The sequence below is a fragment of the Pseudomonas sp. IT-232MI5 genome (genome assembly GCF_949767845.1).
Taxonomy (GTDB): Bacteria; Pseudomonadota; Gammaproteobacteria; order Pseudomonadales; family Pseudomonadaceae; genus Aquipseudomonas.
Genome location: NZ_CATKQE010000011.1, coordinates 352,908 through 378,338 on the forward strand (window position 1 = coordinate 352,908; position 25,431 = coordinate 378,338).

The following is a 25,431-nucleotide window of genomic DNA, read 5'->3' on the forward strand; positions in this document are numbered from 1 at the left end:
ACCTCGGTCGGCTCCCTCTCCCTCCGGGAGAGCGCTGGGGTGAGGGAAGCGCTTCACTCGGAACGCGAATACTGCTCATCACTCACCTGCTCCATCCAATCCACTACTTTGCCATCCAGTACTTCAGCAATGGCGATATGACTCATCGCCGTGGTCGGCGCCGCGCCGTGCCAATGCTTGGCCCCCGGCGCAATCCACACGGTATCGCCAGGACGAATCTCACGCACCGGCTGCCCCCATTCCTGTACAAACCCAAACCCCGCCGTGACGATCAAGGTCTGTCCCAACGGATGCGTATGCCACGCGGTGCGCGCGCCCGGCTCAAACGTCACCGTTGCGCCACTGACCCGTGCCGCGTCGGAGCCTTTGAACGGCGCATCGACACGCACAGTGCCAGTGAACCAATCGGCCGGGCCTCTGGCCGAAGCTTGTGAGCCATTGGGTGTCACGGTCACGCGCGGATTGTCATTGGCCTGCACCTCACCCGCCAACAGGGAAAGGGTCAACGCAGAAGCGGCAATCGGGTTCATGGCAATTCCTCCAGATAATCAATGCCACTACTTTACCCAGCCGAACTCTTCCGATAATCGACTAGAATTCAAAAAAACTTATGCAGGACACTCATCAATGCTTCGGGAAAACGCCACCGACCTCCTCGCCTTCCTCGCCGTGGCCCGCGAGCGCAGTTTCACCAAAGCGGCGGCCAAACTCGGCGTTTCGCAATCGGCGCTCAGTCACACGATTCGCGCGCTTGAAGCGCGTTTGGGCTTGCGCCTGCTGACCCGCACGACTCGCAGCGTCTCGCCCACCGAAGCCGGCGAACACCTGCTGCAAACCATTGGCCCGCGCTTCGAAGAAATCGAACTGGAACTGGCGGCGCTGAGCAACCTGCGCGACACCCCGGCGGGCAAGATCCGCATCAGCGCCACCGATCACTCGCTGAACTGGTTGCTGCACCCGGTGCTCAAGGATTTTCTGCCGCAGTACCCGGACATATCCATCGAGGTCTGCTGCGATTATGGTTTCGTCGACATCGCTGGCCAGGGTTTCGACGCCGGTGTACGCCTGGGCGAAGACGTCGCACAAGGCATGATCGCCACCCGCATCGGCCCCGACATGCGCATGGCGGTGGTGGGCTCACCCGCCTATTTCGCCAAACGCACCCCGCCGCAAACGCCACGCGATCTGACCGAGCACGCCTGCAACAACCTGCGCCTGCCCACCAACGGCGGGTTGTACAGCTGGGAATTCGAGAAGGATGGTGAAAGCCTGAAAGTGCGGGTGTCCGGCCAGATCACCCTGAACGGCGTTTACCCGTTGCTCGACGCTGCGCTGGACGGTTTCGGATTGAGCTACATCCCGGAGAACGTCGTCGCGCCGTATCTGGCCGACAGCCGTTTGCTGCAGGTGCTTGAGGATTGGTGCCCGACGTTTGCCGGGTATCACCTGTATTACCCGAGCCGACGTCAGGCTGCGCCGGCGTTTGCGTTGTTGCTGGAGGCGTTGCGCTATCGCGGTTGATGGCTTGTCATTTTTTATAACAACCCGCAGCGCCCCAAAACGCCTTGGCTAACGTCGCCGCCTCTTTCACAGAATTCGCAGTCACGGTTGCAAACTGTCCACGCTGCGCTCCCATACACATGTATTTTTCATCAAGCGCGTAAGCAGCAAACAGAATGAACACGAGGCAAACTCCGGTAAAACAGGCGAATCGACGGCTTTGCGCATCCATGATGATTCTTCCTGAGCGAAGTAGTGTCATCATGATTACGTGCGAACAAAGCCCCTCCAACTGTCAGATCTGACAGTTTCCAAGACCATTTGGAAATTAAAAACCTCAGCCATCGAAGCAAACGGAAGATCCCGGCTCGCTCAACCTGCCAACGCAATCAACTGATGCCGCTGCGCATCGGTGAGCATCGGCCCGAACCCGGCCCTGGCGTTGTCGGCCATGTAACGCGGATTACCCGTGCCCGGGATCACACAAGTCACCGCTGAATGCGAGAGCAGAAACTTCAAAGCCAATTGCGGCCAACTGTTGACCTGCACATCGGAAACCCAGCCTGGTAACGGTTTGCCCTTCAACCGCGCGAGCAGATCACCACCACCAAACGGCCGGTTGCAGATCACCGCAACACCGCGCTCACGGCACAGCGGCAGGATGCGTTTCTCCACGCCACGGTCATCGAGGGCGTAGTTGATTTGCAGAAAATCCAGTGGTTCGGCCTTCAGCACCGCCTCAACTTCGTCGTAAGCCGAGGGCGTGTAATGGGTGATGCCGATGTAACGGATGCGCCCCTGCGCTTTCCATTCACGCAGGGTTGGCAGGTGGGTTTGCCAGTCGAGCAGGTTGTGAATCTGCATCAGGTCGATGTGTTCGGTGCGCAGCAGGCTGAACGACTGCTCCATCTGCGCGATGCCTTCCTTGCGCCCGCGCGTCCACACCTTGGTCGCCAGAAACGCCGGCGAACGCGGTTCGTGGATCGACAGCAGCTCACCGGTGGTCTGTTCGGCACGGCCATACATCGGTGAACTGTCGATCAGCGTGCCGCCCTTGCTGAACAGCTCATCCAGCACTGCAGGCAATTGCCGGTAGGCCGGATCACCGGGGGCGACGTCGAAGCCGCGATAGGTGCCCAGACCCACGATTGGCAGCGACTCGGCGCTGGACGGGATGGCGCGGGTCTGCATGGCGTGGCCTCCGGAAGTCGCGGACGTCGTGGCGGTGGCCAGCGCCCGATCAAAGGTGAAGACCGCCGAAACCCCGGCGGCCAGCGTGAGCAATCGGCGACGGGAGTAACCCTCAGTGTGGCTCATGCTGGTTCCCCTGCTGCGTGGATCTGTTGCTGGTTGTGTGTGCGGGCCGCCCGCTTGCAGGGCTGAACTACACTGCGACAGCGATCCTTCACACACCGTTAAAAGTAGCCGAATGTCCCGAACCCTGATGTCACTCGTCGCATTGATCGTTGCCGTGTACCTGGTGCTGTGCGCGGCGCTGTTCTTTTTTCAGCGCTCGCTGATCTATTTTCCGCAGCCCAATGCCGTCACAAGCACCGACTCACAACTGACCTTGTCGATGCCGGACGCGCAGGTTTCGGTGCTCACCCGCGAACGTGTCGGGCCACGGGCGCTGATCTATTTCGGCGGCAATGCCGAGGATGTATCGCGCAATCTGCCGGAGTTTGCCGAGGCGTTTCCTGATTACGCGGTGTATCTGCTCAACTATCGCGGTTTCGGTGGCAGCGGCGGTTCCCCGTCCGAAGCGGCGATTGCCGAGGATGCGTTGGCGCTGTTCGATCAGGTCTACGCCAGTCACCCGCAGGTTGCCGTGGTCGGGCGCAGCCTCGGTTCAGGAGTGGCAGTGCGTCTGGCCAGTCAGCGCCCAGTACAACAGTTGATTCTGGTGACGCCTTACAACAGCCTCGAAGAAATCGCGGCGCGGCAATACCCCTGGGTGCCGGTGAAGTGGTTGCTCAAGGATCATTTCGAGTCAGGCAAGTACGCCGCGCATATTCGCGTGCCGACGCTGTTGCTGGCGGCCAGTGACGACGAGGTGATTCCGCGCGCCAGCACCCAGCGTTTGCAGGAGAGTTTCCCGCAAGGCGTGGCGGTGCTCAGGGTGGTGCCGGATTCGGGGCATAACTCGATTTCGGATCGTGCGCAGTATTTGCAGTGGATGGCGGATGTGTTGAATCGCTGATGTGTTGGCTTGCCAGCGATGAGGCCAGTCCAACCACGCTTGATCTTCCTGAAACAACCAGCGCCTCGTCGCCCCACAACAAAACCTCTCCCCGCCCCTTGAACCAAGTCCAAAAAGCCCAGTCCTATCCGCGCCGCTTTCTGCGGTTCACTCAACTTTTGCGCTGTCCCTCTTCAGAGCTGCCCGTCTCATGCGCCACGCCGTTCGCTCGTCTCGCTTGGTTTCGCTGTGCCTGCTGATCCTTTCGCCGCTGTTCGCTGCAACCGCCCATGCCGGTGCGGAGCGACAACTGGTGGCCGCCATCAACGACTATCGCGCCCATCCACAACGCTGTGATCGACGCCCGGCGCAACGGCTGGCACCGTTGGCGCTGAAGTCGAACCTGGCCTTGCCGATTGGTTATCGCTACGCCGGCGGCATGCGTGAAGCGTTGAAGTCGTCAGGCTATTCCGCCATCGCGGTGCGCAGTATTCGCGTGGTCGGCGCCGAGGACGCCGAAGAGGCCTTCGACCTGCTGCAAGACGAGCACTGCGCCGCGCTGTTGGATGCGAGCTACGCCGATATCGGCATCAGTCGTTCGCGCAATGAATGGCAAGTGGTGTTGGCGCAACCGGTGCTCGACAGCCGCGTTGGCGATAACCGCAGCGTCGGCAAGGCGCTGCTCGCTGAGGTCAACGCCGCGCGCGCCCGGCCACGGATGTGCGGACGCCAGCGCTTCGCCGCCGCCCGGCCATTGAGCTGGAACGCCGCGCTGGGCGCCGCCGCACAGGGACACAGCAAAGCCATGGCTTACGGCAACTATTTCGCCCACCGCGATCCGGATGGTGACCTGCCCGCCGATCGTGCCCGTGCGGCGGGTTATCGTGGTCGGCAAATTGGCGAAAACATCGCTGCCGGGCAGAGTTCACCGGGCAAGGCCATGGCCGGATGGCTGGCCAGTCCCGGGCATTGCGCCAACCTGATGAACCCGATGTTTACCCAGGTTGGTGCCGGTTTTGCCAGTGAGGCGCGCAGTGATGAAGGGGTTTACTGGACGATGGTGTTTGGTGCGCAGTGACTGCCAGCGTCCAGCCCCAATCTCAACAGTTCCTTGCGCAGCATTGACGGCGATCGCACGGCCAATCCGGCCTGCCAGTCGAGTGGCAATAAGCGATTGAGCTTTTGCTGGCTGACCTCGGCTGGCGCCAGAAAGCAGCTTTTGCGGTCGCGGATACTGATCACATTCAGCAGCCCGTCATCGCCCTGCTCTGCCATCCAGCGCTTGATCATCGGCCGGTGTTTTTGCAGCAAGGCATCGGCATCCCACACCGTCATTTGTGCGAAGAAGCCAGGCAGGTTGCTCTCGGGTTTCATGCGCTTCGAGTCGGCTGCCAATGCAGCGGCCAGGTCCGATTCGATGCGAGTCTGGCATTCGAGAAAATATTGTCGGGGCCAGTCTGACGTCAGCTTTGAGCGTGAAGCGAGGTCGACGTAAGCCTCAATGTCCGCTGGTGTGGTCATCTGCCCGCAGAAGTTCAGCGTGTTGTCGAGAATCGCGGTGGCCAGCAAAGCGGCACTTTGTACGCTGATCTGCGGCAGCACACCGGCCGTCTGCCAGCGCTGAAAAACCTGGGTTGCCGCAGCGCCGATCGGACGAATATCGGCGGCAGACCCAAGCTTCTGCTGCCAATAGGTTTCGTATCCTGGATGGTGATCGATGATTTCTACCACCCGCTCGAGCACCACCATCGGGTCGAAATGGTGATAGTCCGAGACATCGACCAGGACAAACTCATCGTCCAGCGTCGGCGGGTAATCGTCAAAAGCAGCAGCCCAGCCGAGCACAGTGTGCGAAACGCTGGCGTTGGGTTGTGCGTTACTGGCGGCGCGGGCGGGAATGCCTTGCAGGTTGAGCAATTCTGCGTAGGCGATGCAGCAGGCGTAGGCGTCGATGTCCAGATAGGACGCGCCGGAGGTGATGATTTTCATGGGCCGGCAAAATCGCACATTGTCATGACGTTGTGGTGACAGCGAAAAGATCGCAGCCTCCGGCAGCTCCTGCACAGGATCTATGGTTTCCCTGTAGGAGTTGCCGAAGGCTGCGATCTTTTGATCTTCAGGCTGCGCGCTGTCCTCCCGCGACCATCGCCGAAGCCGCCAGCATCGCCCGCAACAACACCGCACAGCCGGCCGCCAGATCATCCGGCGCGGCGTTCTCGATTTCGTTGTGGCTGATGCCGCCCTCGCACGGCACGAAGATCATTCCGGCCGGGCCGAGTTCGGCGAGGAAAATCGCGTCATGCCCAGCGCCGCTGACGATGTCCATATTCGACAAGCCAAGCCCTTTCGCCGCGCCGCGCACCGCTTCCACACAGCCTTTTTCGAAGTACAGCGGCGGGAAGTCTGCTGTCGGCGTCAGTTCATACGTCAGACCGTGTTCCTCACAGGTGGCTTGGATGACTTGTTTAACCTCGGCAATCATCGAGTCGAGACGCGCCGGTTCCAGATGACGGAAGTCGAGGGTCATGCGCACTTCACCGGGGATGACGTTGCGCGAGCCGGGATAGGCTTGCAGGCAACCGACGGTGCCGCAGGCGTGGGGTTGATGGCCGAGGGCGGCGCGGTTGACGGCGCCGACGATCACCGAGGCGCCGACCAGCGCGTCTTTACGCAGGTGCATCGGTGTCGGGCCGGCATGCGCTTCGACCCCGCGCAGCTTGAGATCAAACCACTTCTGCCCCAACGCACCGAGTACCACGCCGATGGTTTTCTGTTCGTCTTCGAGGATCGGGCCTTGTTCGATGTGCGCCTCGAAATAAGCGCCGACCTTATGCCCGCTGACTTCGCGCGGGCCGGCGTAGCCGATGGCGTTGAGCGCTTCGCCAACGGTGACGCCGTCGGCATCGACTTTGGCGAGGGTTTCTTCGAGGGTGAATTTCTCCGCAAACACCCCGGAGCCCATCATGCACGGGGCGAAGCGCGAGCCTTCTTCGTTGGTCCAGACCACCACTTCCAGCGGCGCTTCGGTTTCCACGCCAAGGTCGTTGAGCGTGCGCAGGACTTCGACGCCGGCGAGCACGCCGAAGCAGCCGTCGAATTTGCCGCCGGTGGGTTGGGTGTCGATGTGGCTGCCGGTCATCACCGGTGGCAGATTCGGATTGCGCCCGGGGCGACGGGCGAAGATGTTGCCGACAGCATCGACCGTGACGCTGCATCCGGCGTCCTTGCACCATTGCACAAACAGGTCGCGGGCCTGGCGGTCGAGATCGGTCAGGGCCAGGCGACACACCCCGCCTTTGACCGTGGCGCCGAGTTTGGCCAGCTCCATGAGCGACGCCCACAGGCGATCGCGGTTGATGTGCTGATGGCTCGATTGCAGAACGTCTACGGCTGCGTTCATGGGGATCTCCTCAGGCTGCTTTTCTTATGGATGTCGCTGTGGTGTCTGGTAGACCGCTATCGCTGGCAAGCCAGCTCCCACAGGTTCTTGAGTGAACACACAATTTGTGTACGACTCGATCCCTGTGGGAGCTGGCTTGCCAGCGATGGGGCCCTCATTCACACCGCTGTTTTCACGACCGAAGGCTGTGCACGCATCACGCACAACCCGTAATAAATAATCCCGCCCAGCGCCGAGCCGGTGAACCAGCCATAGCTGTAAAACCAGCTGAACGCATCGCTGCCCAGCGACAACAAGGTCAGCACCACCGGCACGCCAAACGCAACAAAACCGGCCCAGTTCCACGCTGGATAAACGTCGTCGCGGTACAACCCGGCCAGGTCCAGTTGCTGTTTCTTGATCAGGAAATAGTCCACCACCATGATCCCGGCGATCGGCCCGAGCAGGCTCGAATAGCCCAGCAACCAGTTGGAGTAAACGGTTTCCAGGCTGACATCGGAAACGATCAAACCGAGTTTTTTCAGCAGCTCATGGCCCATCAGCGCCAGCCCGACAAACCCGGTCAGCAACACCGCTTTGGTGCGGTTGATCACCTTGGGCGCGATGTTCTGGAAGTCGTTGGTCGGCGAGACGATATTGGCAGCAGTGTTGGTCGACAGCGTGGCGATGATGATCAACGCCATCGCCACCGCCACCCACACCGGGCTCTGGATGTGGCCGATCAGACTGACTGGATCAGACACGGTGACGCCGACCAGTTTCACCGACGCAGCGGTCATGATTACGCCAAGGGAAGCGAACAGAAACATGGTCAGCGGCAGACCGAAAATCTGCCCGAGGATCTGATCTTTCTGGCTCTTGGCGTAACGGCTGAAGTCCGGAATGTTCAGCGACAACGTCGCCCAAAACCCGACCATCGCCGTCAGCCCAGCGGCGAAGTAACTCACCACACTGGCGCCCTCCGGACGTTTCGCTGGAATCGCCAGCAGCTCGGTCATCGACACATTGGGCATCGCCCACACCAGCAAGCCGATGCCCACCGCTACCAGCAACGGCGCCGACAAGGTTTCCAGCCATTTGATCGACTCGGCGCCACGAATCACCACCCACAGGTTCAGCGCCCAGAAGATCATGAAGCCAATCACCTCCCCGGTGCCGCCGAGGGATTTCCAGCCCTCGAACACCGAGCCGAGAAACAGGTGTATCGCCAGCCCGCCGAACATCGTTTGAATGCCAAACCAGCCACACGCCACCAACGCCCGAATCAAACACGGCACGTTGGAACCGAGAATGCCGAACGATGAGCGCAGCAACACCGGAAACGGAATGCCGTACTTGGTGCCGGGAAAGGCGTTCAGTGTGAGCGGAATCAGCACGATAACGTTGGCAAACAGAATCGCCAGCAACGCCTCGCCAACGGTCAGGCCGAAGTAAGCCGTGAGGACACCGCCGAGGGTGTAGGTCGGCACGCAGATCGACATGCCGACCCACAACGCGGTGATGTGCCATTTGTTCCAGGTTCGTTCGCGCACCTTGGTCGGTGCCATGTCGTGGTTGTAACGGGGACTGTCGAGGACGTCGCTGCCGGCTTCGAGTTCATACAAGCCGTCGCGCTCGGTCACTTGCGATCTGTTCTGTTGCATGGCCGCTCCACTGTTCTTCTGATTATTTTTTTGCTCATCAGGCGGCTTGCACACGAGGGTGCGAGCCGGACGATGGCCGGAGGAACTGACAACTTTCGTGCACCGGCCATGGTGTCAGCGGCGGCATCAATAAACGTGCCGGGTGCCCCGCTTGCGCATCGGGCCGAGCGTTAAACGCTTTGCAACTTTCTGATATTCATCAGTTTTAATTATTCACCGGGTGAGTTCGCGGAAACTTGTCTGGGTGCTCAGGCTAAACACCTGGCAAGTTGTCCGAACAGACAGGACTCAATCTGGTGCACTGCATTTATTTTCATCGTGAGCGAGCAACCGCAGCTCAACTTCAAGCGGCTGATTTCACATAGGAAATCTTGCTCATATTTCCATCCTGTCAAGTGCGTCAAAATGGTGAACGGCCTCACCATTTTGGTGATTTACGTTTTTTATCGTTATTTTTCATACACTTAAAACAGTCATAAGCTTATAAAAAATAATCTTGATCTATTGCAAATCTGCGACTAGTTTCTATTCCTGACAGCGCTGACAGGAATACACCCTGCAACGCCGTACATCAATAAAACATCTAGAACCGACACAAGTCGGTCAATGCCTGCGAGGAACTCGGAATGTCTCTGTTGATCCGTGGCGCCACCGTTGTTACCCATGATGAAAGTTATCGCGCCGACGTCTATTGCGCCGACGGCGTGATCAAAGCCATCGGTGAAAACCTTGATATTCCCGCCGGCGCCGAAGTACTCGACGGCAGCGGCCAATACCTGATGCCCGGCGGCATCGATCCGCACACCCACATGCAACTACCCTTCATGGGCACTGTGGCCAGTGAGGATTTCTACAGTGGCACGGCGGCCGGTCTGGCCGGCGGCACCACATCGATCATTGATTTCGTGATTCCCAATCCGCAGCAGTCGCTGATGGAAGCCTTTCATCAGTGGCGCGGCTGGGCGGAAAAGTCCGCCTCCGACTATGGCTTCCACGTCGCGATTACCTGGTGGAGCGAGCAGGTGCGTGAGGAAATGGCCGAGTTGGTCAGCCATCACGGCATCAACAGTTTCAAGCATTTCATGGCCTACAAGAACGCGATCATGGCCGCCGACGACACGCTGGTGGCGAGTTTCGAGCGCTGCCTGGAACTCGGCGCGGTGCCGACCGTGCACGCGGAAAACGGCGAGCTGGTTTATCACTTGCAACGCAAGTTGATGGCCCAAGGCATCACCGGGCCGGAGGCGCATCCGCTGTCGCGGCCGTCGCAGGTTGAAGGCGAAGCGGCCAGTCGGGCGATTCGTATCGCTGAAACCATCGGCACACCGTTGTATCTGGTGCACGTTTCGACCAAGGAAGCCCTCGACGAAATCACCTATGCGCGCAGCAAGGGTCAGCCGGTGTACGGCGAGGTGCTTGCCGGGCATTTGCTGCTCGACGACAGCGTCTATCAACATCCGGACTGGCAGACCGCTGCCGGTTACGTGATGAGCCCGCCGTTCCGCCCGCGCGGTCATCAAGAGGCGCTGTGGCACGGGCTGCAAAACGGCAATCTGCACACCACCGCGACTGACCACTGCTGCTTCTGCGCCGAGCAGAAAGCCGCCGGGCGCGATGACTTCAGCAAAATTCCCAACGGTACGGCGGGTATCGAAGATCGCATGGCGGTGTTGTGGGATGAAGGCGTCAACAGTGGTCGTTTATCGATGCAGGATTTCGTCGCCCTCACCTCCACCAACACCGCGAAGATTTTCAATCTCTATCCGCGCAAAGGCGCGATTCGCATCGGCGCCGATGCCGATCTGGTGCTGTGGGATCCGCAAGGCAGCCGCACCATTTCCGCCAAGACCCACCATCAGCAGGTGGACTTCAACATCTTCGAAGGCAAGACCGTGCGCGGCGTGCCGAGCCATACCGTCAGCCAGGGCCGGCTGGTCTGGGCCGATGGCGACCTGCGCGCCGAGCGTGGCGCCGGTCGGTACATCGAACGGCCGGCGTACCCGGCGGTGTTTGATTTGCTGAGCAAGCGGGCTGAGTTGCATAAGCCGACTGCTGTGAAACGCTGATCCCCCGAAGATGATCGTTCCCACGCTCTGCGTGGGAACGATCAAACCACTGCCCATCAGAGGCAGAGAACCTCAATAACCGTGAGGCACAAAACCGTGATCGAGACCCTGAACCATCTCCCCCACCCGCACGAAAGCGCGGCCGCCCTCGCCGGGCATTTCACCGATCTGGCGCCACCGCTCAACGATCGGCAGGCGCATCTGGAAGCCTCGCGCTGCCTGTACTGCTACGACGCACCGTGCGTGAATGCGTGCCCGAGCGAGATCGACATCCCGTCGTTCATCCGCAATATCCATCAGGACAACGTTCCGGGTGCGGCGCAGAAAATCCTCTCGGCGAACATCCTCGGTGGCAGTTGCGCACGAGTCTGTCCGACCGAAATCCTTTGCCAACAAGCCTGCGTGCGCAACAACGCCCACGAATGCGCGCCAGTGTTGATCGGCCTGCTGCAACGCTATGCCGTCGACAACGCACACTTCACCGAACACCCGTTCCAGCGCGCCGCCACCACCGGCAAGCGCATCGCCGTGGTCGGTGCCGGACCGGCCGGTTTGTCCTGCGCCCACCGCAGTGCCATGCACGGCCACGACGTGGTGATTTTCGAAGCACGGGAGAAGGCTGGCGGCCTCAATGAATACGGGATCGCCAAGTACAAACTGGTCGATGATTACGCGCAGAAAGAACTGGATTTCCTCCTGCAGATCGGTGGTATCGAGATTCGTCACGGGCACAAGCTCGGCGAGAATCTGACCCTGAGTGAACTGCATCAGCAGTTCGACGCGGTGTTCCTCGGCCTCGGTCTCAACGCCAGCAAGCAACTCGGTTTGGCCCACGAAGATGCCCCGGGCCTGCTCGCCGCCACCGATTACATTCGCGAACTGCGTCAGGCCGATGACCTTACGCAACTGCCACTGGCCGAACGCTGCATCGTTCTCGGCGCTGGCAACACGGCAATCGACATGGCCGTGCAAATGGCTCGGCTCGGTGCTCGTGATGTGAATCTGGTGTATCGGCGTGGCGCGGCGGATATGGGCGCCACCGACCATGAGCAAGACATCGCCAAAGCCAATCAGGTACGCCTGCTGACCTGGGCGCAACCGGAAGAAGTATTACTTGACGATCAGGGTCACGTGCGCGGCATGCGTTTCGCCCGCACCGATCTGGTCGAAGGACGCCTGCAAACCACCGGCGAAACTTTCGAGTTGGCTGCTGACGCGATCTTCAAAGCCATCGGCCAAGCGTTCGATGGCAGCGCCCTCGCCGACCCGCTAGCCCGCGAACTCAAGCGCCAGGGCGAGCGCATTCAGGTCGACGAAAACCTGCGCACCAGCATCCCCGGCGTGTATGCCGGCGGCGATTGCACCAGCCTCGATCAAGACCTCACCGTGCAAGCCGTGCAGCACGGCAAACTCGCCGCCGAGGCGATCAACGCTCAACTGATGCTTAACGTGGAGGCTGCGTAAATGGCCGATCTGTCGATTGTCTTCGCTGGCATCAAAGCGCCGAATCCGTTCTGGCTGGCCTCCGCGCCACCGACTGACAAGGCTTACAACGTGGTCCGCGCGTTTGAAGCGGGCTGGGGTGGCGTGGTCTGGAAAACCCTCGGTGAGGATCCGGCGGCGGTCAACGTGTCGTCGCGTTATTCGGCGCACTACGGCAATAACCGTGAAGTGCTCGGCATCAACAATATCGAGCTGATCACCGACCGTTCGCTGGAAATCAACCTGCGCGAAATCACTCAGGTGAAGAAGGACTGGCCGGATCGCGCACTGATCGTTTCGCTGATGGTGCCGTGCGTCGAGGAGTCGTGGAAACACATCCTGCCGCTGGTCGAAGCTACGGGCGCTGACGGCATCGAGCTGAATTTCGGCTGCCCGCACGGCATGCCCGAGCGTGGTATGGGCGCGGCGGTCGGTCAGGTGCCGGAGTATGTCGAGCAAGTCACACGCTGGTGCAAGACCTATTGCTCGCTGCCGGTGATCGTCAAACTGACGCCGAACATCACCGACATCCGCGTCGCCGCCCGCGCGGCCCATCGCGGTGGCGCCGATGCGGTGTCGCTGATCAATACGATCAACTCGATCACCAGCGTCGATCTGGAGCACATGGTCGCCCTGCCCACCGTCGGCAGCAAGAGCACCCATGGTGGTTATTGTGGCTCGGCGGTGAAGCCGATTGCGCTGAACATGGTCGCCGAAATCGCCCGCGACCCGCAGACCCAGGGCTTGCCGATCTGCGGCATTGGCGGCATCGGCAGTTGGCGTGATGCGGCGGAATTCATGGCGCTGGGCAGCGGCGCAGTGCAGGTGTGCACGGCGGCGATGCTGCATGGCTTCCGCATTGTCGAGGAGATGAAGGACGGGCTGTCGCGGTGGATGGACAGTCAGGGCTACGCCAACATTGCCGAGTTTTCCGGGCGTGCGGTGGGCAATACCACGGACTGGAAGTACCTCGACATCAACTATCAGGTGATTGCCAAGATTGATCAGGAGGCGTGCATTGGTTGCGGGCGTTGCCATATTGCTTGTGAGGACACTTCACACCAGGCGATCGGTAGTCTGAAGCAAGCGGACGGCACGCATAAATATGAAGTGATTGATGAGGAGTGTGTGGGTTGTAACTTGTGCCAGATCACTTGCCCGGTGGCGGATTGCATCGAGATGGTGCCGATGGAGACTGGCAAGCCGTTTCTGGACTGGAATCATGATCCGCGGAATCCGTATCACGTGGCGGTCTAGCCCCTCACCCTAACCCTCTCCCAAAGGGAGAGGGGACTGATTGGGGGATATTTTAGAAATCCACCGACGTGAACGATTTGCTTTGAATCCATAATCGATTCATGCACAAGCACGAACTGCCTTGAATCCATATTCGACTGGATTTTTCAGGTCGATGTAACCCGAAAGACACCTCGGTAGGCCCCCTCTCCCTCTGGGAGAGGGCTGGGGTGAGGGTCAGCTTTTGCTTCAGGGTTCCAACCCGATCCCCCGCAATATCACACTTGTCACCGTCTGCACCGCCCGCTCGAACTGCATGTCCGACAACGGCTGATGTTCATTCAGAATATTCACCTGATGATCAAAGTCAGCATAGTGCTGAGTCGACGCCCAGATCATGTACAGCAGACTCGACGGCTCCACCGGCAAAATCCGCTTGTCCTCGACCCACTGGCGAATCTTCGCTTCCTTCATTTTCGCCCAGTCATACAGGCTGACATCCAGCGCCTCACCCAACGTTGGCGCGCCGTGGATGATCTCATTGGCCCAGACTTTCGAACCGTACGGCCGGCTGCGCGAGTGGTTCATCTTGGCGCGGATGTAGCTGCTCAGCACCACGCGCGGATCATCAAACATCTCGAAGCACAGTGCGTCTTGCTTCCACACTTCCAGCAGGTCGAACAGCACCGCGCTGTACAGCTCGCTCTTGGTGCTGAAGTAGTAATGCAGGTTGGATCGCGGCAGTTGCACTTCAGCCGCGATGTCGGCCATGGCGGTGCCGCCAAAGCCTTTTTCGGCGAAGACTTTTTCCGCCGCGAGGAGAATTTTCTCGACGTTGTTGCGACGAATCTCGATCTTGTGATTGCCCATGAGGGCTCCCTGACAACAGCGTTGCCCAAGACTAGCATCCGCTCTGGTCCGCGGGCGACCGCTGCAAACAAAACTTCGTGCTGGCGTGAGCGGATGGCTAAACTGACGCTTCTTCAATCCTGCCTCAGAGGTATTCGCGATGCTGTTCAAGAACGTCCTGACCACCACTGCCCTGCTCGCTTCGCTGTTTGCCGCATCCTCGGTATTTGCCCACGCCCACCTGAAAAGCCAGACCCCGGCCGCCGATAGCACAGTCGCCGCTCCCGCCGATTTGCGCCTGACCTTTTCTGAAGGCGTCGAAGCCAGTTTCACCAAAGTCACCGTGACCAAGGATGGTGCGCCGGTCGCCGTTAAGCCACTGACCACCGAAGGCGACAAGAAAACCCTGATCGTCACCCCCGCCGCTCCGCTGTCCGCTGGCGAGTACAAAGTCGAATGGCACGCGGTGTCGGTCGATACGCACAAAAGCGAAGGCGCTTATCAGTTCAAGGTTGGTCAGTAATTCATGAGTGAAGCGCTGGTGCTGTGCCGCTTTGTGCATTTCATCGTGGTGTTGATGCTGTTCGGGGCCTGGTTGTTCAGGCCGTTGCTGCTCAGGGATGAGGCGCTGCAAGTGGACCGGCACCTGGCGCGACTGACGCGTTGGCTGGCCGTTGTGGCGCTGGTCAGCGGGATTGCCTGGGCGCTGTTGATCACTGCGAGTATGGCCGGTTCGGTAGCGGCGGCGTTTGATCCGGACACGGTTGCACTGGTGTTGGGCAATACGTTTTTCGGTCAGGTGTGGCGCTGGCATCTGCTGATCAATGCCGCGCTGTTGGCGTTGCTGCTTACGCCTTGGCATTCGAACATGCCGTTGCGGTTGGGCTTGAGTGCGTTGTTGTTGGCAACCCTCGCACCGGTCGGGCATGGCGCCATGCTCGATGGCGTGAGCGGGCAATTGCTGATTCTCAACCAGATCGTGCATCTGATCTGTGTGGCGGCGTGGCTGGGCGGGCTGTTGTTGCTGGTGATGATTCTGCGTCAGCCGACGGAGCCGATGCCGGCGATTTTGCAGCGTTTCAGCGGGGTCGGCTATGCCTTGGTCGCGGGGTTGCTGATTACGGGTTTGATCAATGTGCGTGTGCTGACCGGCCAGTGGTGGCCGACACCATTGTTCAGCGGGTTTGCCTTGATCCTGTTGATCAAGGCGATGATCGTGCTGGGGATGCTTGGGCTAGCGCTGTTCAACCGCTTGCGGGTTGAAGATTGTGAACAGCGGATGGGCGCGCTCCGGCGCAGTGTGATGCTCGAATGGCTGTTGGGCATTGGCGCGGTGGCGGCCGTCTCGCTGCTCGGCACCCTGCCCCCGATGATCACTGCCTGAAGATCACAGAGCCCCCTGTAGGAGTGAGCCTGCTCGCGATAGCGGTGTACCAGTGACGAATCTTCCGACTGACACACCGCTATCGCGAGCAGGCTCACTCCTACAATTGGATCTCTGTGTTGATCAGTGAGGTTGGGTGTTGCCTGCTGCGGTGTCGATGCTGACCACCACCGACATCCCCGGACGCAACCGTTCCTCTTCCTGTTGATCCGGATCGATGGTGATCCGCACCGGCACCCGCTGGGCAATTTTCACAAAGTTGCCGGTCGCGTTATCCGCCTGCAACAACGCAAATTCAGAACCAGTCCCCGGCGAAATATGCTGCACATGCCCGGTGAATTTACGGTGGTTCAAGGCATCGACGGTGAAGCGCACCGGTTGCCCGACGCGCACATTGTCCATCTGGGTTTCCTTCATGTTGGCGATCACCCATTTCTGGTTCGGCACCAACGCCATCAACTGCGCCCCGGAGTTGACGTAGGCGCCGAGACGCACGCCGATCTGCCCGAGCTGACCGTCACGCGGGGCAACGATGCGCGTGTTCGACAGGTCGATCCGCGCCAGTTGCACCGCTGCTTCGGCGCTGGCCACGGCCGCTTCCAGCGAGCCACGATTGACGATCACCGTTTGCAGATCCTGGCGGGCGATTTCCAGATTGGCCTTGGCCTGCGCCACCCCCGCAACACTCTGCGCATTCGCCGCCAGTGCTACATCCATCTCACGCTTGGACACCGAACCGTCGCGCACCAATTCCTGGTTACGGCGCAGATCGGCCTCGCTCTTGCGCAACTGCGCTTCGCTGTCGGCCTGTACGGCCTGACGCAATTTGATCGTCGCCTCGGCGCTGTTGCGTTGCTGCACGACATTGGCCAATGCGGCTTTCTGTACCGCCAGTTGCGCCAGCGACTGGTCGAGGCGCTGCTGATAGATGCGGTCGTCCAGGCGCACCAGCAAATCCCCGGCCTTCACGTACTGGAAATCCTGCACCGGCACTTCATAGACATAACCGGCGAGTTGCGGGCCGATGATCGTTACCTGGCCGCGAATCAGGGCGTTTTCGGTGGTCTCGACGGCACTGCTGAACGGCGGCAATTGCCAGGCATACAGCACGATCAACACACCGACGATGGCAATCGCCGCGAAGCCCATTGAAGAGATGATCCGCACCCGCAGCGAGCGCGGCTCGGTGTTCGGTGATGACGGCGGCGCTACACCTTCAGGTGTGGCGGCAATGGCATTGGTGGTCGTGGTGGTCGGTTCGGTCATGAAGAAGTGGCACCGCTCGAAGGTGTGGATGGCGCTGGGGCGACGGCTTTGGTGGTGCTCATCAGCCACAGCGCGCGAATGGACAGCCAGATCATGGTCAGCACCGCAATCACGGCGATCAGCATGAACACATCGTTATAGGCCAGCACGTTGGCCTCACGGGTGGCGGCATTGGACAGGCTGCGAATACCCGCCAGGTTGCGCAGACTCGGGTCGGCCAACAGCGAACCGTAGGCCGAGCCGCCGCTCTGCACGCGTGCAGCCACCAACGGGTCAGACAGCGTCAGGTGCTCAACGATGTGACTGGAATGAAATTTTTCCCGGACGATCTGGAAGGTGCCCAGAAGCGCCGCGCCCAGCAGGCCGCCGAGGTTATTGCAGATCCCGAACAGCACGGAAAAGCTCACCAGATTACGCGGATTGGTCAGCACGTTACGGGTGCCGAAGACCATGGTCGGGCCGAGGAAAAACGTGCTGCCGAAGGCCAGCAGGAATTGACTGAAATAGAGGTTTTCCGGGCGCGTCAGGTTGTTGGAAAAACTATCCATCACCGACCCGGTGGCCATCAGACCCAGCGAGATGATCAACGGCATCAGCAGGTGCTTGGGGTCGATCGTCAGTGCGCTGGTCAACAGTCCCGCAACACTGCCGATCAGCATCACCACGTACAGGCTGTGCAACTGCTCATAGCCCATGTTCAGGTTCTGCATGAAACCCACCGCACCGGTGGACTGCTCCGAGGTGACCATACGAATCAGGGTCACCGCCAGCGCCAGGCGGATCATCGTCCCGCTGCCCAGCCAACGAGTCATCAGCAGCGGGTTGCTGCGGTTATGTTCGATGGCCAGACCGGCGATGATCAAGGCAATCGAAGCAGCCAACGCATAGCCGATCCAGTCGGCCTCCAGCCACCAATCGATCCGCCCGAGCGACAACACCGCACACAGCAACGCCACGCCAGTGGCGAGAATGGCGAAGGTGAGAAAGTCGAGCTTTTCGAAGGTCTTAAAGCGGTCGCCCGGCGGCAACTTGAGCATCAATACACAGCCCAGCGAGAGCAGCGCCATGCCCAATTCGAACAGGTACAAACCTCGCCATTCGGCAATCTGCAGCAAGTCTTCGGAGAACAACCGCGCCAGCGGCAAGGCCAGTTGCGAGGTGCCGAGGCCGAGCACCAGCGCCTTCATCCGCCACTTCGCCGGGAACGCCTGAACCATGTAATACAGACCCAGCGAACTCAGCGCTGCGCCGACCATGCCGTGGGCCGCGCGCACCGCCACCGCCGAATTGAGGTCATTGACGAACAAATGGCCGAAGGTCACCAGCGCATACAACACCAGGAACACTTCGGTGAACGCACGCAACCCGAACTGCTGGCGAAACTTCACCAGCAGCAGGTTCATCGACACGTTGGTCATCACGAACGCTGCCGGCAGCCAGGCCATTTCCGCGGTGGTCGCGCCGAGCGCACCTTGCAGATACGGCAGGTTGGCCACCACCAGCGAGTTGCCCAAACCACCGGTGACCGCCACCAGCACACCGACCAGCGCATAGGCCAGGCGCTTGGGATTGGAATGCAACGGCGTTGAGGGGGAACCGGGCAGACTGGGCTTTTCGTGGGGCTGCCAGTTGCGCGGGGCGTATTGATCCATTGCAAGGCCTTGTGCGGAAGGTGGGTGAAGTTTGCCGCAAATTCACCGGCAACACACATCCCATGGACAACACAGATACTTGTAGGAGCTGTCGAGTGAAACGAGGCTGCGATCTTTTGATCCTGTTTTTTTTAAAAAGCCAGATCAAAAGATCGCAGCGTTCCGCAGCTCCTACAAAGTGATCTGCGTCGCGACGGCAAGTCATCGTATAACTTGCTGTTGACATTCCCGTAAAACCTAGGAAATATCCGCACCCATGTTGTACGACGACGTATGACAAATAATAAAAACAACAAACGAAACAGGGAGCGTCACAGTGAGCACACTCGTCTGCAGTTCCGTCCGCCCTTCCCGCTTTGCCACGCTTCGCCCGCGTTCCACCCTCGGCCTGATCGGCTGCAGCAGCCTTGCCTTGGCCTTACCGATGAGCGCCGATGCCGAAGGCTTTCTCGAAGACAGCAAAGCCACGCTGAACCTGCGCAACGCCTACTTCAACCGCAACTTCGTCAACCCGGCCTACCCGCAAGGCAAGGCTGAGGAGTGGACGCAAAACTTCATCCTCGATGCCAAATCCGGCTTCACCCAGGGCACTGTGGGGTTCGGCCTCGATGTGCTGGGAATGTATTCGCAGAAGCTCGATGGCGGCAAAGGCACGGGCGGCACGCAACTGTTGCCGATCCACGATGACGGACGCCCGGCCGACAACTTCGGCCGCCTCGGCGTGGCGCTGAAAGCCAAGGTATCGAAGACCGAATTGAAGGTCGGCGAGTGGATGCCGGTGCTGCCGATCCTGCGCTCCGACGATGGCCGCTCGCTGCCGCAGACCTTTCGCGGCGGCCAGATCACCTCCACCGAGATCAATGGCCTGACTGTCTACGGTGGCCAGTTCCGTGGCAACAGCCCGCGCAACGACGCGAGCATGGAAGACATGTCGATGAACGGCCGTGGCGCGTTCACTTCCGATCGCTTCAACTTCGGCGGTGGCGAGTACAGCTTCAACGATAAGCGCACGCAGGTCGGTGTCTGGTACGCCGAACTCACGGACATCTACCAGCAGCAGTATTTCAACCTCAGCCACAGCCAGCCGTTGGGCGACTGGACGCTGGGCGCCAACCTCGGTTTCTTCACCGGCAAGGAGGACGGCAGCGCTCAGGCCGGCGACCTCGACAACAAAACCGCGTTCGCCCTGCTTTCGGCCCGCTACGGCGGCAACACCTTCTATGTCGGCCTGCAAAAGCTCAGCGGCGACGACGCGTGGATGCGGGTCAACGGCACCAGCGGCGGCACCCTCGCCAACGACAGTTACAACGCCAGCTACGACAACGCCAAGGAACGCTCTTGGCAGCTGCGCCACGACTACAACTTCGTCGCCCTTGGCGTTCCCGGTCTGACCCTGATGAACCGTTACATCAGCGGCGATAACGTGCACACAGGGACCATCACTGACGGCAAGGAATGGGGCCGCGAGTCGGAACTGGCCTACACCGTGCAAAGCGGCCCGCTGAAGAATCTCAACGTGAAATGGCGCAACGCGACGATTCGCCGGGACTTCAGCACCAACGAGTTTGACGAGAACCGGATCTTTATCAGTTATCCGATTTCGTTGTTGTAAAGCCAGTCGCCACACCGAGCTTCCCTGTGGGAGCGAGCCCGCTCGCGAAGGCGGCGTGTCAGTCGATACAAGAGTTACCTGGACCGGCCTCATCGCTGGCAAGCCAGCTCCCACAGGATTTTGTGGTGAATGCGGTAATTGAAAACAACGCTGATACCTGTGGGAGCTGGCTTGCCAGCGATGGCGGCGGCAGATTCACCATTGATGTTAATTGACACACCGCTTTCGCGAGCGGGCTCGCTCCCACAAGGAGATTGCATTGCAACGAAGGAGTCGCGGTGATTGAAAAGTGAATGAGCTCCTTCCGTCATTTACACCAAAAGTCGCGTTGACAAGTTCCGGAAACCCTACCGATACTTCAGCGCAGTCATACGACAACCTACAACAAACCTAATAACAACGTGTAAGGGATTGCCATGACGTCTACCTCTACTCCCCGCGCCCCGTTCAACCGTCTGCTGCTGACCGGCGCCGCCGGTGGCCTGGGCAAAGTCCTGCGCGAACGGATGCGCCCTTATGCCAATGTCCTGCGCCTGTCGGACATCGCCGCCCTCACCCCGGCCATCGATGATCGTGAAGAAATCGTGGTCTGCGATCTGGCCGACAAACACGCCGTGCACCAACTGGTCGAAGGCGTCGATGCGATCCTGCATTTTGGCGGTGTCTCCGTCGAGCGGCCCTTCGAAGAAATCCTCGGCGCCAACATCTGCGGTGTGTTTCACATCTACGAAGCCGCGCGCCGGCATGGCGTCAAGCGGGTGATCTTCGCCAGTTCCAACCACGTCATCGGCTTCTACAAACAGGATGAACCACTCGACGCCAGTTCCGCGCGCCGCCCCGACGGCTACTACGGTTTGTCCAAGTCCTACGGCGAAGACATGGCCAGTTTCTATTTCGATCGCTACGGCATCGAGACCGTGAGCATCCGCATCGGCTCGTCGTTCCCCGAGCCGCAAAACCGTCGAATGATGCACACCTGGCTGAGCTTCGACGACCTCACGCAATTGCTCGAACGCGCGCTATACACGCCAAACGTCGGTCACACCGTGGTCTATGGCATGTCCGACAACAAGGACGTCTGGTGGGACAACAAATTCGCCAGCCACCTCGGTTTTGCCGCGAAGGACAGCTCCGAGGTGTTCCGCGAAAAGGTCGAAGCGCAGCCAATGCCGGCCGCCGATGATCCGGCGCGGATCTATCAGGGCGGCGCGTTTGTCGCCGCAGGTCCGTTCGGCGACTGATCACTCTGACAACGACGCAAGGGAATGAGTATGCAAGCCGATTTGATCGTCGATGCGCGCAACGCCGTGGGCGAAAGCCCGGTCTGGGTGGCAGAGGAAAACGCGCTGTACTGGGTGGATATTGCCAACGGCGGGCTGCAACGCTGGAGCGCCGAGACCGGCCATGTGCATGCCTGGAAAACCCCGCAGATGCTCGCCTGCATCGCGCGCCACAGCCGTGGCGGCTGGGTCGCCGGCATGGAAAGCGGCTTCTTCCATCTGCATCCGCACAGCGACGGCAGCCTCGACAGCGAGCTGCTCGCGAGTGTCGAGCACAACCGTGACGACATGCGCCTGAACGATGGTCGTTGCGACCGTCAGGGCCGCTTCTGGGCCGGCAGCATGGTGCTGAACATGGGCCTGAACGCGCCCGAAGGCCGGCTCTACCGCTACGATGCCGGGCAGTCTGGCGTCATCGAAGCGCAGCTCGACGGTTTCATCGTGCCCAACGGCCTCGGTTTCAGCCCTGACGGCAAGACCATGTACCTGTCAGATTCGCATCCCGACGTACAACTGATCTGGGCGTTCGATTACGACACCGAGACCGGCACACCGTCGAACCGCCGCGTCTTCGTCGACATGAACCACTTTCCCGGCCGTCCCGATGGAGCCGCCGTGGACGCCGAAGGTTTCTACTGGATCTGCGCCAACGATGCCGGCCTCATCCACCGCTTTGCCCCGGACGGTCGTCTTGATTTCTCGCTGGAAGTGCCGGTGAAGAAACCGACGATGTGTGCCTTCGGCGGCAGCCGCATGGACACCCTTTTCGTCACCTCGATTCGTCCCGGCGATGACCACGATCCGCAATCCCTGGCCGGCGGCGTTTTCGCCCTCAACCCCAACGTCAAAGGCCTGCCGGAGCCGCTGTTCAACGATTCCCTGTAATACCCGCTTGTACTGCACCGCTGCGCCTTGAACACAAAAATAACAAGACTGGAGACTCACCCCCATGAACTTCAAACGCACCTTGCTGGCCGCTGCACTCCCGCTGATGGTTACCTTCACTGGCGCCGCTCAGGCCCTGCAACTCAAATTCGCTGACATTCACCCCGCCGGTTATCCAACCGTGGTGGCCGAAGAAAACATGGGCAAGACCCTGACCAAGGAGACCAACGGCGAACTGACCTTCCAATACTTCCCCGGCGGTGTGCTGGGCTCCGAAAAGGAAGTCATCGAGCAGATGCAAGTCGGCGCCGTACAGCTGTCTCGCGTCAGCCTGGGCATCGTCGGCCCCGTGGTCCCGGACGTGAACGTGTTCAACATGCCGTTCATCTTCCGCGACCATCAACACATGCGTAACGTCATCGACGGCGCAGTGGGCGACGAGATCCTCGACAAGATCACCAACTCCGAATTCGGCCTGGTGGCCCTGGCCTGGATGGACGGCGGCACGCGCAACGTCTACACCAAGAAACCGGTGCGCAAGCTCGAAGACCTCAAGGGCATGAAAATCCGCGTGCAAGGCAACCCGATGTTCATCGACATGATGAACGCCATGGGCGGTAACGGCATCGCCATGGATACCGGCGAGATCTTCAGTGCCCTGCAGACCGGCGTGATCGACGGCGCGGAAAACAACCCGCCAACCCTGCTCGAACACAACCACTTCCAGAATGCGAAGTACTACAGCCTCACGGGCCACCTGATCCTGCCAGAGCCGATCGTGATGTCGAAAATCACCTGGGAAAAACTGACCCCGGATCAACAGGCGCTGGTCAAGACTGCCGCCAAGGCTGCCCAGGCCGAAGAGCGCGTGCTGTGGGACAAGAAGTCCGCTGCCAGTGAAGAGAAACTCAAGGCCGCCGGCGTCGAGTTCATCGAGGTCGACAAAAAACCCTTCTACGACGCCACCGCACCGGTGCGGGAAAAGTACGGCGCGAAGTATGCCGACCTGATCAAGAAAATCGAAGCCGTTCAGTAACGCCTCCCGCTCCGTCCTCATGAACAAGGCCCGGTGCGCCCGATGACTGCGGCGCACCCGGTTACGGTGGAACCCGATGAAGAATCTACTGCTGCGTATCAACGACAAGATCTACATGACGTGCATCTGGGTCGCCGGCCTTTCCGTCCTGGCGATTTCCCTGATGATTCCCTGGGGCGTGTTCGCCCGCTACGTGCTGGGCACCGGTTCGAGCTGGCCCGAGCCCACGGCGATCCTGTTGATGATGGTGTTTACCTTCATCGGTGCCGCCGCCAGTTACCGCGCCGGCGCGCACATGGCCGTGGCCATGCTCACCGATCGCATGCCTCCACAACTGAGATCTGCAGCGGCGATTTTTTCCCAGCTGCTCATGGCGGCGATCTGCATCTTCATGACGATCTGGGGCGCCAAGCTGTGCATGTCCACCTGGAACCAGTTCATGGCAGCCCTGCCCGATCTGCGCGTTGGCGTGACCTACTTGCCGATTCCCGTGGGCGGCTTGCTGACACTGGTTTTCGTGCTGGAAAAACTCTTGCTCGGTGACCAGAGCAAACGGCGGGTCGTGCAGTTCGATCTGGTTGAAGAAAGTGAAGGTGCCGCTTAATGGACGCTCTGATTCTGCTGGGCAGTTTTATCGTATTGATCCTGATCGGCATGCCGGTCGCCTACGCGCTCGGCGCGGCCGCCCTGATCGGTGCATGGTGGATCGACATTCCGTTCCAGGCGGTAATGATCCAGGTCGCTTCGGGGGTGAACAAATTCTCGCTGCTGGCCATTCCGTTCTTCGTCCTGGCCGGGGCGATCATGGCTGAGGGCGGCATGTCGCGTCGATTGGTGGCGTGTGCCGGGGTGCTGGTGGGTTTTGTCCGCGGCGGTCTGTCACTGGTCAACATTGTCGCCTCGACCTTTTTCGGCGCGATCTCCGGTTCGTCGGTGGCCGACACCGCGTCGGTGGGTTCGGTGCTGATTCCGGAAATGGAACGCAAGGGCTATCCACGGGATTTCTCCACCGCCGTGACTGTCAGCGGTTCGGTGCAAGCGCTGCTGACCCCGCCAAGCCATAACTCGGTGCTTTACTCCCTGGCCGCCGGCGGCACGGTTTCGATTGCCTCGCTGTTCATGGCGGGCATCGTGCCGGGCTTGCTGATGAGTGCCTGCCTGATGGTGCTGTGCCTGATTTTCGCGAGAAAACGCGATTATCCCAAGGGTGAAGTGATCCCGATGCGCCAGGCGTTGAAAATCGTCGGCGAAGCCCTCTGGGGCCTGATGGCGATGGTGATCATCCTCGGCGGCATCCTGTCCGGCATCTTCACCGCTACCGAATCGGCGGCCATCGCCGTGCTGTGGTCGTTCTTCGTCACCATGTTCATCTACCGCGACTACAAGTGGCGCGAACTGCCGAAACTGATGCACCGCACAGTACGGACGATTTCGATCGTGATGATCCTGATCGGTTTCGCCGCGAGCTTCGGCTACATCATGACCCTGATGCAGATCCCGGCGAAGATCACCACGCTGTTCCTGACCCTGTCGGACAACCGCTACGTGATCCTGATGTGCATCAACGTCATGCTGCTGTTGCTCGGCACGGTGATGGACATGGCGCCGCTGATCCTGATCCTGACGCCAATCCTGATGCCGGTGATTCTCGGCATCGGCGTGGATCCAGTGCAGTTCGGCATGATCATGCTGGTGAACCTGGGGATCGGACTGATAACGCCGCCGGTGGGTGCGGTGCTGTTTGTCGGTTCGGCGGTGGGCAAGGTCAGTATCGAGAGCACCGTGAAGGCGCTGCTGCCGTTCTATGCCGTGCTGTTCCTGGTGTTGATGCTGGTGACTTACGTGCCGGCAATTTCGCTGTGGTTGCCGCATCTGGTGTTGTAAGCCGATAAAAAGATCGCAGCCCTTGATGGGCTGCGATTTCTTTTGAACCTCACGCCCGCAACAACATATACCCCGCC

Annotated in this window: 23 protein-coding genes; 14 read left to right on the top strand and 9 right to left on the bottom strand. The window is 60.1% G+C overall.

Features of this window, described 5'->3' with window-relative positions:
* Window positions 1-53: 53 nt before the first annotated feature.
* A complete protein-coding gene (locus ACM6JQ_RS10420) occupies window positions 54-530 on the bottom strand; it encodes a cupin domain-containing protein (protein WP_007918765.1) in 477 nt (158 codons plus the stop codon).
* A 97-nt stretch (window positions 531-627) separates the two neighbouring features.
* Between ACM6JQ_RS10420 and ACM6JQ_RS10425 the strand changes: the two genes are divergently transcribed.
* Window positions 628-1,521, top strand: a complete 894-nt coding sequence (locus ACM6JQ_RS10425) for a LysR family transcriptional regulator (protein WP_414893726.1) — start codon at window positions 628-630, stop codon at window positions 1,519-1,521.
* Window positions 1,522-1,528: 7 nt separating this feature from the next.
* On the opposite strand, the gene ACM6JQ_RS10430 is transcribed toward ACM6JQ_RS10425, so the two are convergent.
* On the bottom strand, window positions 1,529-1,732 hold the full coding sequence (locus ACM6JQ_RS10430) for a hypothetical protein (RefSeq protein ID WP_095113604.1): 204 nt from the start codon (window positions 1,730-1,732) through the stop codon (window positions 1,529-1,531).
* A 140-nt stretch (window positions 1,733-1,872) separates the two neighbouring features.
* On the bottom strand, window positions 1,873-2,817 hold the full coding sequence (locus tag ACM6JQ_RS10435) for an aldo/keto reductase (RefSeq protein ID WP_414893727.1): 945 nt from the start codon (window positions 2,815-2,817) through the stop codon (window positions 1,873-1,875).
* Between the two features lie 112 nt (window positions 2,818-2,929).
* Between ACM6JQ_RS10435 and ACM6JQ_RS10440 the strand changes: the two genes are divergently transcribed.
* Window positions 2,930-3,700 (top strand): alpha/beta hydrolase, encoded by a 771-nt coding sequence (locus tag ACM6JQ_RS10440; RefSeq protein ID WP_414893728.1) that lies wholly within the window; start codon window positions 2,930-2,932, stop codon window positions 3,698-3,700.
* 190 nt (window positions 3,701-3,890) lie between these two features.
* Window positions 3,891-4,757, top strand: a complete 867-nt coding sequence (locus ACM6JQ_RS10445; protein ID WP_123376688.1) for a CAP domain-containing protein — start codon at window positions 3,891-3,893, stop codon at window positions 4,755-4,757.
* On the opposite strand, the gene ACM6JQ_RS10450 is transcribed toward ACM6JQ_RS10445, so the two are convergent.
* The 3 genes from ACM6JQ_RS10450 to ACM6JQ_RS10460 all read right to left on the bottom strand — a co-directional run bounded on the left by ACM6JQ_RS10450 (window position 4,727) and on the right by ACM6JQ_RS10460 (window position 8,722).
* Complete coding sequence (locus ACM6JQ_RS10450) at window positions 4,727-5,668, bottom strand: DHH family phosphoesterase (RefSeq protein WP_414893729.1); 942 nt, start codon at window positions 5,666-5,668, stop codon at window positions 4,727-4,729. The genes ACM6JQ_RS10445 and ACM6JQ_RS10450 overlap by 31 nt on opposite strands.
* Before the next feature lie 127 nt (window positions 5,669-5,795).
* Window positions 5,796-7,079 (bottom strand): Zn-dependent hydrolase, encoded by a 1,284-nt coding sequence (locus tag ACM6JQ_RS10455; RefSeq protein WP_414893730.1) that lies wholly within the window; start codon window positions 7,077-7,079, stop codon window positions 5,796-5,798.
* Between the two features lie 158 nt (window positions 7,080-7,237).
* Window positions 7,238-8,722, bottom strand: a complete 1,485-nt coding sequence (locus ACM6JQ_RS10460; RefSeq protein ID WP_007918787.1) for an NCS1 family nucleobase:cation symporter-1 — start codon at window positions 8,720-8,722, stop codon at window positions 7,238-7,240.
* 626 nt (window positions 8,723-9,348) lie between these two features.
* On the opposite strand from ACM6JQ_RS10460, the gene hydA reads away from it, so the two are divergent.
* The 3 genes from hydA to preA all read left to right on the top strand — a co-directional run bounded on the left by hydA (window position 9,349) and on the right by preA (window position 13,527).
* Window positions 9,349-10,788, top strand: coding sequence for a dihydropyrimidinase (hydA, locus tag ACM6JQ_RS10465; protein WP_123376686.1), 1,440 nt, complete (start codon window positions 9,349-9,351; stop codon window positions 10,786-10,788).
* Window positions 10,789-10,884: 96 nt separating this feature from the next.
* Window positions 10,885-12,252 (top strand): NAD(P)-dependent oxidoreductase, encoded by a 1,368-nt coding sequence (locus tag ACM6JQ_RS10470; RefSeq protein ID WP_414893731.1) that lies wholly within the window; start codon window positions 10,885-10,887, stop codon window positions 12,250-12,252.
* Window positions 12,253-13,527 carry an NAD-dependent dihydropyrimidine dehydrogenase subunit PreA gene (preA, locus tag ACM6JQ_RS10475; RefSeq protein ID WP_150693998.1) on the top strand — a complete coding sequence of 425 codons (1,275 nt, stop codon included), beginning with the start codon at window positions 12,253-12,255 and terminating at the stop codon, window positions 13,525-13,527.
* Window positions 13,528-13,755: 228 nt separating this feature from the next.
* On the opposite strand, the gene ACM6JQ_RS10480 is transcribed toward preA, so the two are convergent.
* On the bottom strand, window positions 13,756-14,376 hold the full coding sequence (locus ACM6JQ_RS10480; protein ID WP_007919317.1) for a TetR/AcrR family transcriptional regulator: 621 nt from the start codon (window positions 14,374-14,376) through the stop codon (window positions 13,756-13,758).
* Window positions 14,377-14,515: 139 nt separating this feature from the next.
* Between ACM6JQ_RS10480 and copC the strand changes: the two genes are divergently transcribed.
* Together copC and copD are read left to right on the top strand one after the other, a co-directional pair.
* A complete protein-coding gene (gene copC / locus ACM6JQ_RS10485; protein ID WP_414893732.1) occupies window positions 14,516-14,878 on the top strand; it encodes a copper homeostasis periplasmic binding protein CopC in 363 nt (120 codons plus the stop codon).
* Window positions 14,879-14,881: 3 nt separating this feature from the next.
* Entirely contained in the window at window positions 14,882-15,739 is an 858-nt protein-coding gene (gene copD / locus ACM6JQ_RS10490) for a copper homeostasis membrane protein CopD (protein ID WP_414893733.1), read from the top strand.
* 123 nt (window positions 15,740-15,862) lie between these two features.
* On the opposite strand, the gene ACM6JQ_RS10495 is transcribed toward copD, so the two are convergent.
* Both ACM6JQ_RS10495 and ACM6JQ_RS10500 read right to left on the bottom strand, forming a co-directional pair.
* Window positions 15,863-17,005, bottom strand: a complete 1,143-nt coding sequence (locus ACM6JQ_RS10495; RefSeq protein ID WP_007915117.1) for an HlyD family secretion protein — start codon at window positions 17,003-17,005, stop codon at window positions 15,863-15,865.
* Window positions 17,002-18,657, bottom strand: a complete 1,656-nt coding sequence (locus tag ACM6JQ_RS10500; RefSeq protein WP_007915115.1) for an MFS transporter — start codon at window positions 18,655-18,657, stop codon at window positions 17,002-17,004. Before ACM6JQ_RS10500 ends, ACM6JQ_RS10495 begins: the two co-directional genes overlap by 4 nt.
* Window positions 18,658-18,973: 316 nt before the next feature.
* Between ACM6JQ_RS10500 and ACM6JQ_RS10505 the strand changes: the two genes are divergently transcribed.
* The 6 genes from ACM6JQ_RS10505 (at window position 18,974) to ACM6JQ_RS10530 (ending at window position 25,354) form a co-directional block, all read left to right on the top strand.
* Entirely contained in the window at window positions 18,974-20,269 is a 1,296-nt protein-coding gene (locus tag ACM6JQ_RS10505; RefSeq protein ID WP_007915112.1) for an OprD family porin, read from the top strand.
* Between the two features lie 416 nt (window positions 20,270-20,685).
* Entirely contained in the window at window positions 20,686-21,510 is an 825-nt protein-coding gene (locus ACM6JQ_RS10510) for an NAD-dependent epimerase/dehydratase family protein (RefSeq protein WP_095113613.1), read from the top strand.
* A 30-nt stretch (window positions 21,511-21,540) separates the two neighbouring features.
* The gene (locus ACM6JQ_RS10515) at window positions 21,541-22,434 is read left to right on the top strand and encodes an SMP-30/gluconolactonase/LRE family protein (RefSeq protein ID WP_414893879.1); all 894 of its coding nucleotides are present in this window, start codon (window positions 21,541-21,543) and stop codon (window positions 22,432-22,434) included.
* A gap of 64 nt (window positions 22,435-22,498) precedes the next feature.
* Window positions 22,499-23,470, top strand: coding sequence for a TRAP transporter substrate-binding protein (locus ACM6JQ_RS10520; protein WP_007915104.1), 972 nt, complete (start codon window positions 22,499-22,501; stop codon window positions 23,468-23,470).
* A 76-nt stretch (window positions 23,471-23,546) separates the two neighbouring features.
* The gene (locus tag ACM6JQ_RS10525; protein WP_007915101.1) at window positions 23,547-24,074 is read left to right on the top strand and encodes a TRAP transporter small permease; all 528 of its coding nucleotides are present in this window, start codon (window positions 23,547-23,549) and stop codon (window positions 24,072-24,074) included.
* Window positions 24,074-25,354, top strand: a complete 1,281-nt coding sequence (locus ACM6JQ_RS10530; RefSeq protein WP_007915098.1) for a TRAP transporter large permease — start codon at window positions 24,074-24,076, stop codon at window positions 25,352-25,354. The genes ACM6JQ_RS10525 and ACM6JQ_RS10530 overlap by 1 nt, the downstream gene beginning before the upstream one ends.
* The last annotated feature ends 77 nt before the right edge of the window (window positions 25,355-25,431 follow it).

Excerpts from the sequence above, each read along its gene's own strand:
- ACM6JQ_RS10420 (WP_007918765.1), bottom strand. The coding sequence starts at position 530 with ATGAACCCGATTGCCGCTTCTGCGTTGACCCTTTCCCTGTTGGCGGGT.
- ACM6JQ_RS10425 (WP_414893726.1), top strand. The coding sequence starts at position 628 with ATGCTTCGGGAAAACGCCACCGACCTCCTCGCCTTCCTCGCCGTGGCC.
- ACM6JQ_RS10430 (WP_095113604.1), bottom strand. The coding sequence starts at position 1,732 with ATGGATGCGCAAAGCCGTCGATTCGCCTGTTTTACCGGAGTTTGCCTC.
- ACM6JQ_RS10435 (WP_414893727.1), bottom strand. The coding sequence starts at position 2,817 with ATGAGCCACACTGAGGGTTACTCCCGTCGCCGATTGCTCACGCTGGCC.
- ACM6JQ_RS10440 (WP_414893728.1), top strand. The coding sequence starts at position 2,930 with ATGTCCCGAACCCTGATGTCACTCGTCGCATTGATCGTTGCCGTGTAC.
- ACM6JQ_RS10445 (WP_123376688.1), top strand. The coding sequence starts at position 3,891 with ATGCGCCACGCCGTTCGCTCGTCTCGCTTGGTTTCGCTGTGCCTGCTG.
- ACM6JQ_RS10450 (WP_414893729.1), bottom strand. The coding sequence starts at position 5,668 with ATGAAAATCATCACCTCCGGCGCGTCCTATCTGGACATCGACGCCTAC.
- ACM6JQ_RS10455 (WP_414893730.1), bottom strand. The coding sequence starts at position 7,079 with ATGAACGCAGCCGTAGACGTTCTGCAATCGAGCCATCAGCACATCAAC.
- ACM6JQ_RS10460 (WP_007918787.1), bottom strand. The coding sequence starts at position 8,722 with ATGCAACAGAACAGATCGCAAGTGACCGAGCGCGACGGCTTGTATGAA.
- hydA (WP_123376686.1), top strand. The coding sequence starts at position 9,349 with ATGTCTCTGTTGATCCGTGGCGCCACCGTTGTTACCCATGATGAAAGT.
- preA (WP_150693998.1), top strand. The coding sequence starts at position 12,253 with ATGGCCGATCTGTCGATTGTCTTCGCTGGCATCAAAGCGCCGAATCCG.
- ACM6JQ_RS10480 (WP_007919317.1), bottom strand. The coding sequence starts at position 14,376 with ATGGGCAATCACAAGATCGAGATTCGTCGCAACAACGTCGAGAAAATT.
- copC (WP_414893732.1), top strand. The coding sequence starts at position 14,516 with ATGCTGTTCAAGAACGTCCTGACCACCACTGCCCTGCTCGCTTCGCTG.
- copD (WP_414893733.1), top strand. The coding sequence starts at position 14,882 with ATGAGTGAAGCGCTGGTGCTGTGCCGCTTTGTGCATTTCATCGTGGTG.
- ACM6JQ_RS10495 (WP_007915117.1), bottom strand. The coding sequence starts at position 17,005 with ATGACCGAACCGACCACCACGACCACCAATGCCATTGCCGCCACACCT.
- ACM6JQ_RS10500 (WP_007915115.1), bottom strand. The coding sequence starts at position 18,657 with ATGGATCAATACGCCCCGCGCAACTGGCAGCCCCACGAAAAGCCCAGT.
- ACM6JQ_RS10510 (WP_095113613.1), top strand. The coding sequence starts at position 20,686 with ATGACGTCTACCTCTACTCCCCGCGCCCCGTTCAACCGTCTGCTGCTG.
- ACM6JQ_RS10515 (WP_414893879.1), top strand. The coding sequence starts at position 21,541 with ATGCAAGCCGATTTGATCGTCGATGCGCGCAACGCCGTGGGCGAAAGC.
- ACM6JQ_RS10520 (WP_007915104.1), top strand. The coding sequence starts at position 22,499 with ATGAACTTCAAACGCACCTTGCTGGCCGCTGCACTCCCGCTGATGGTT.
- ACM6JQ_RS10525 (WP_007915101.1), top strand. The coding sequence starts at position 23,547 with ATGAAGAATCTACTGCTGCGTATCAACGACAAGATCTACATGACGTGC.
- ACM6JQ_RS10530 (WP_007915098.1), top strand. The coding sequence starts at position 24,074 with ATGGACGCTCTGATTCTGCTGGGCAGTTTTATCGTATTGATCCTGATC.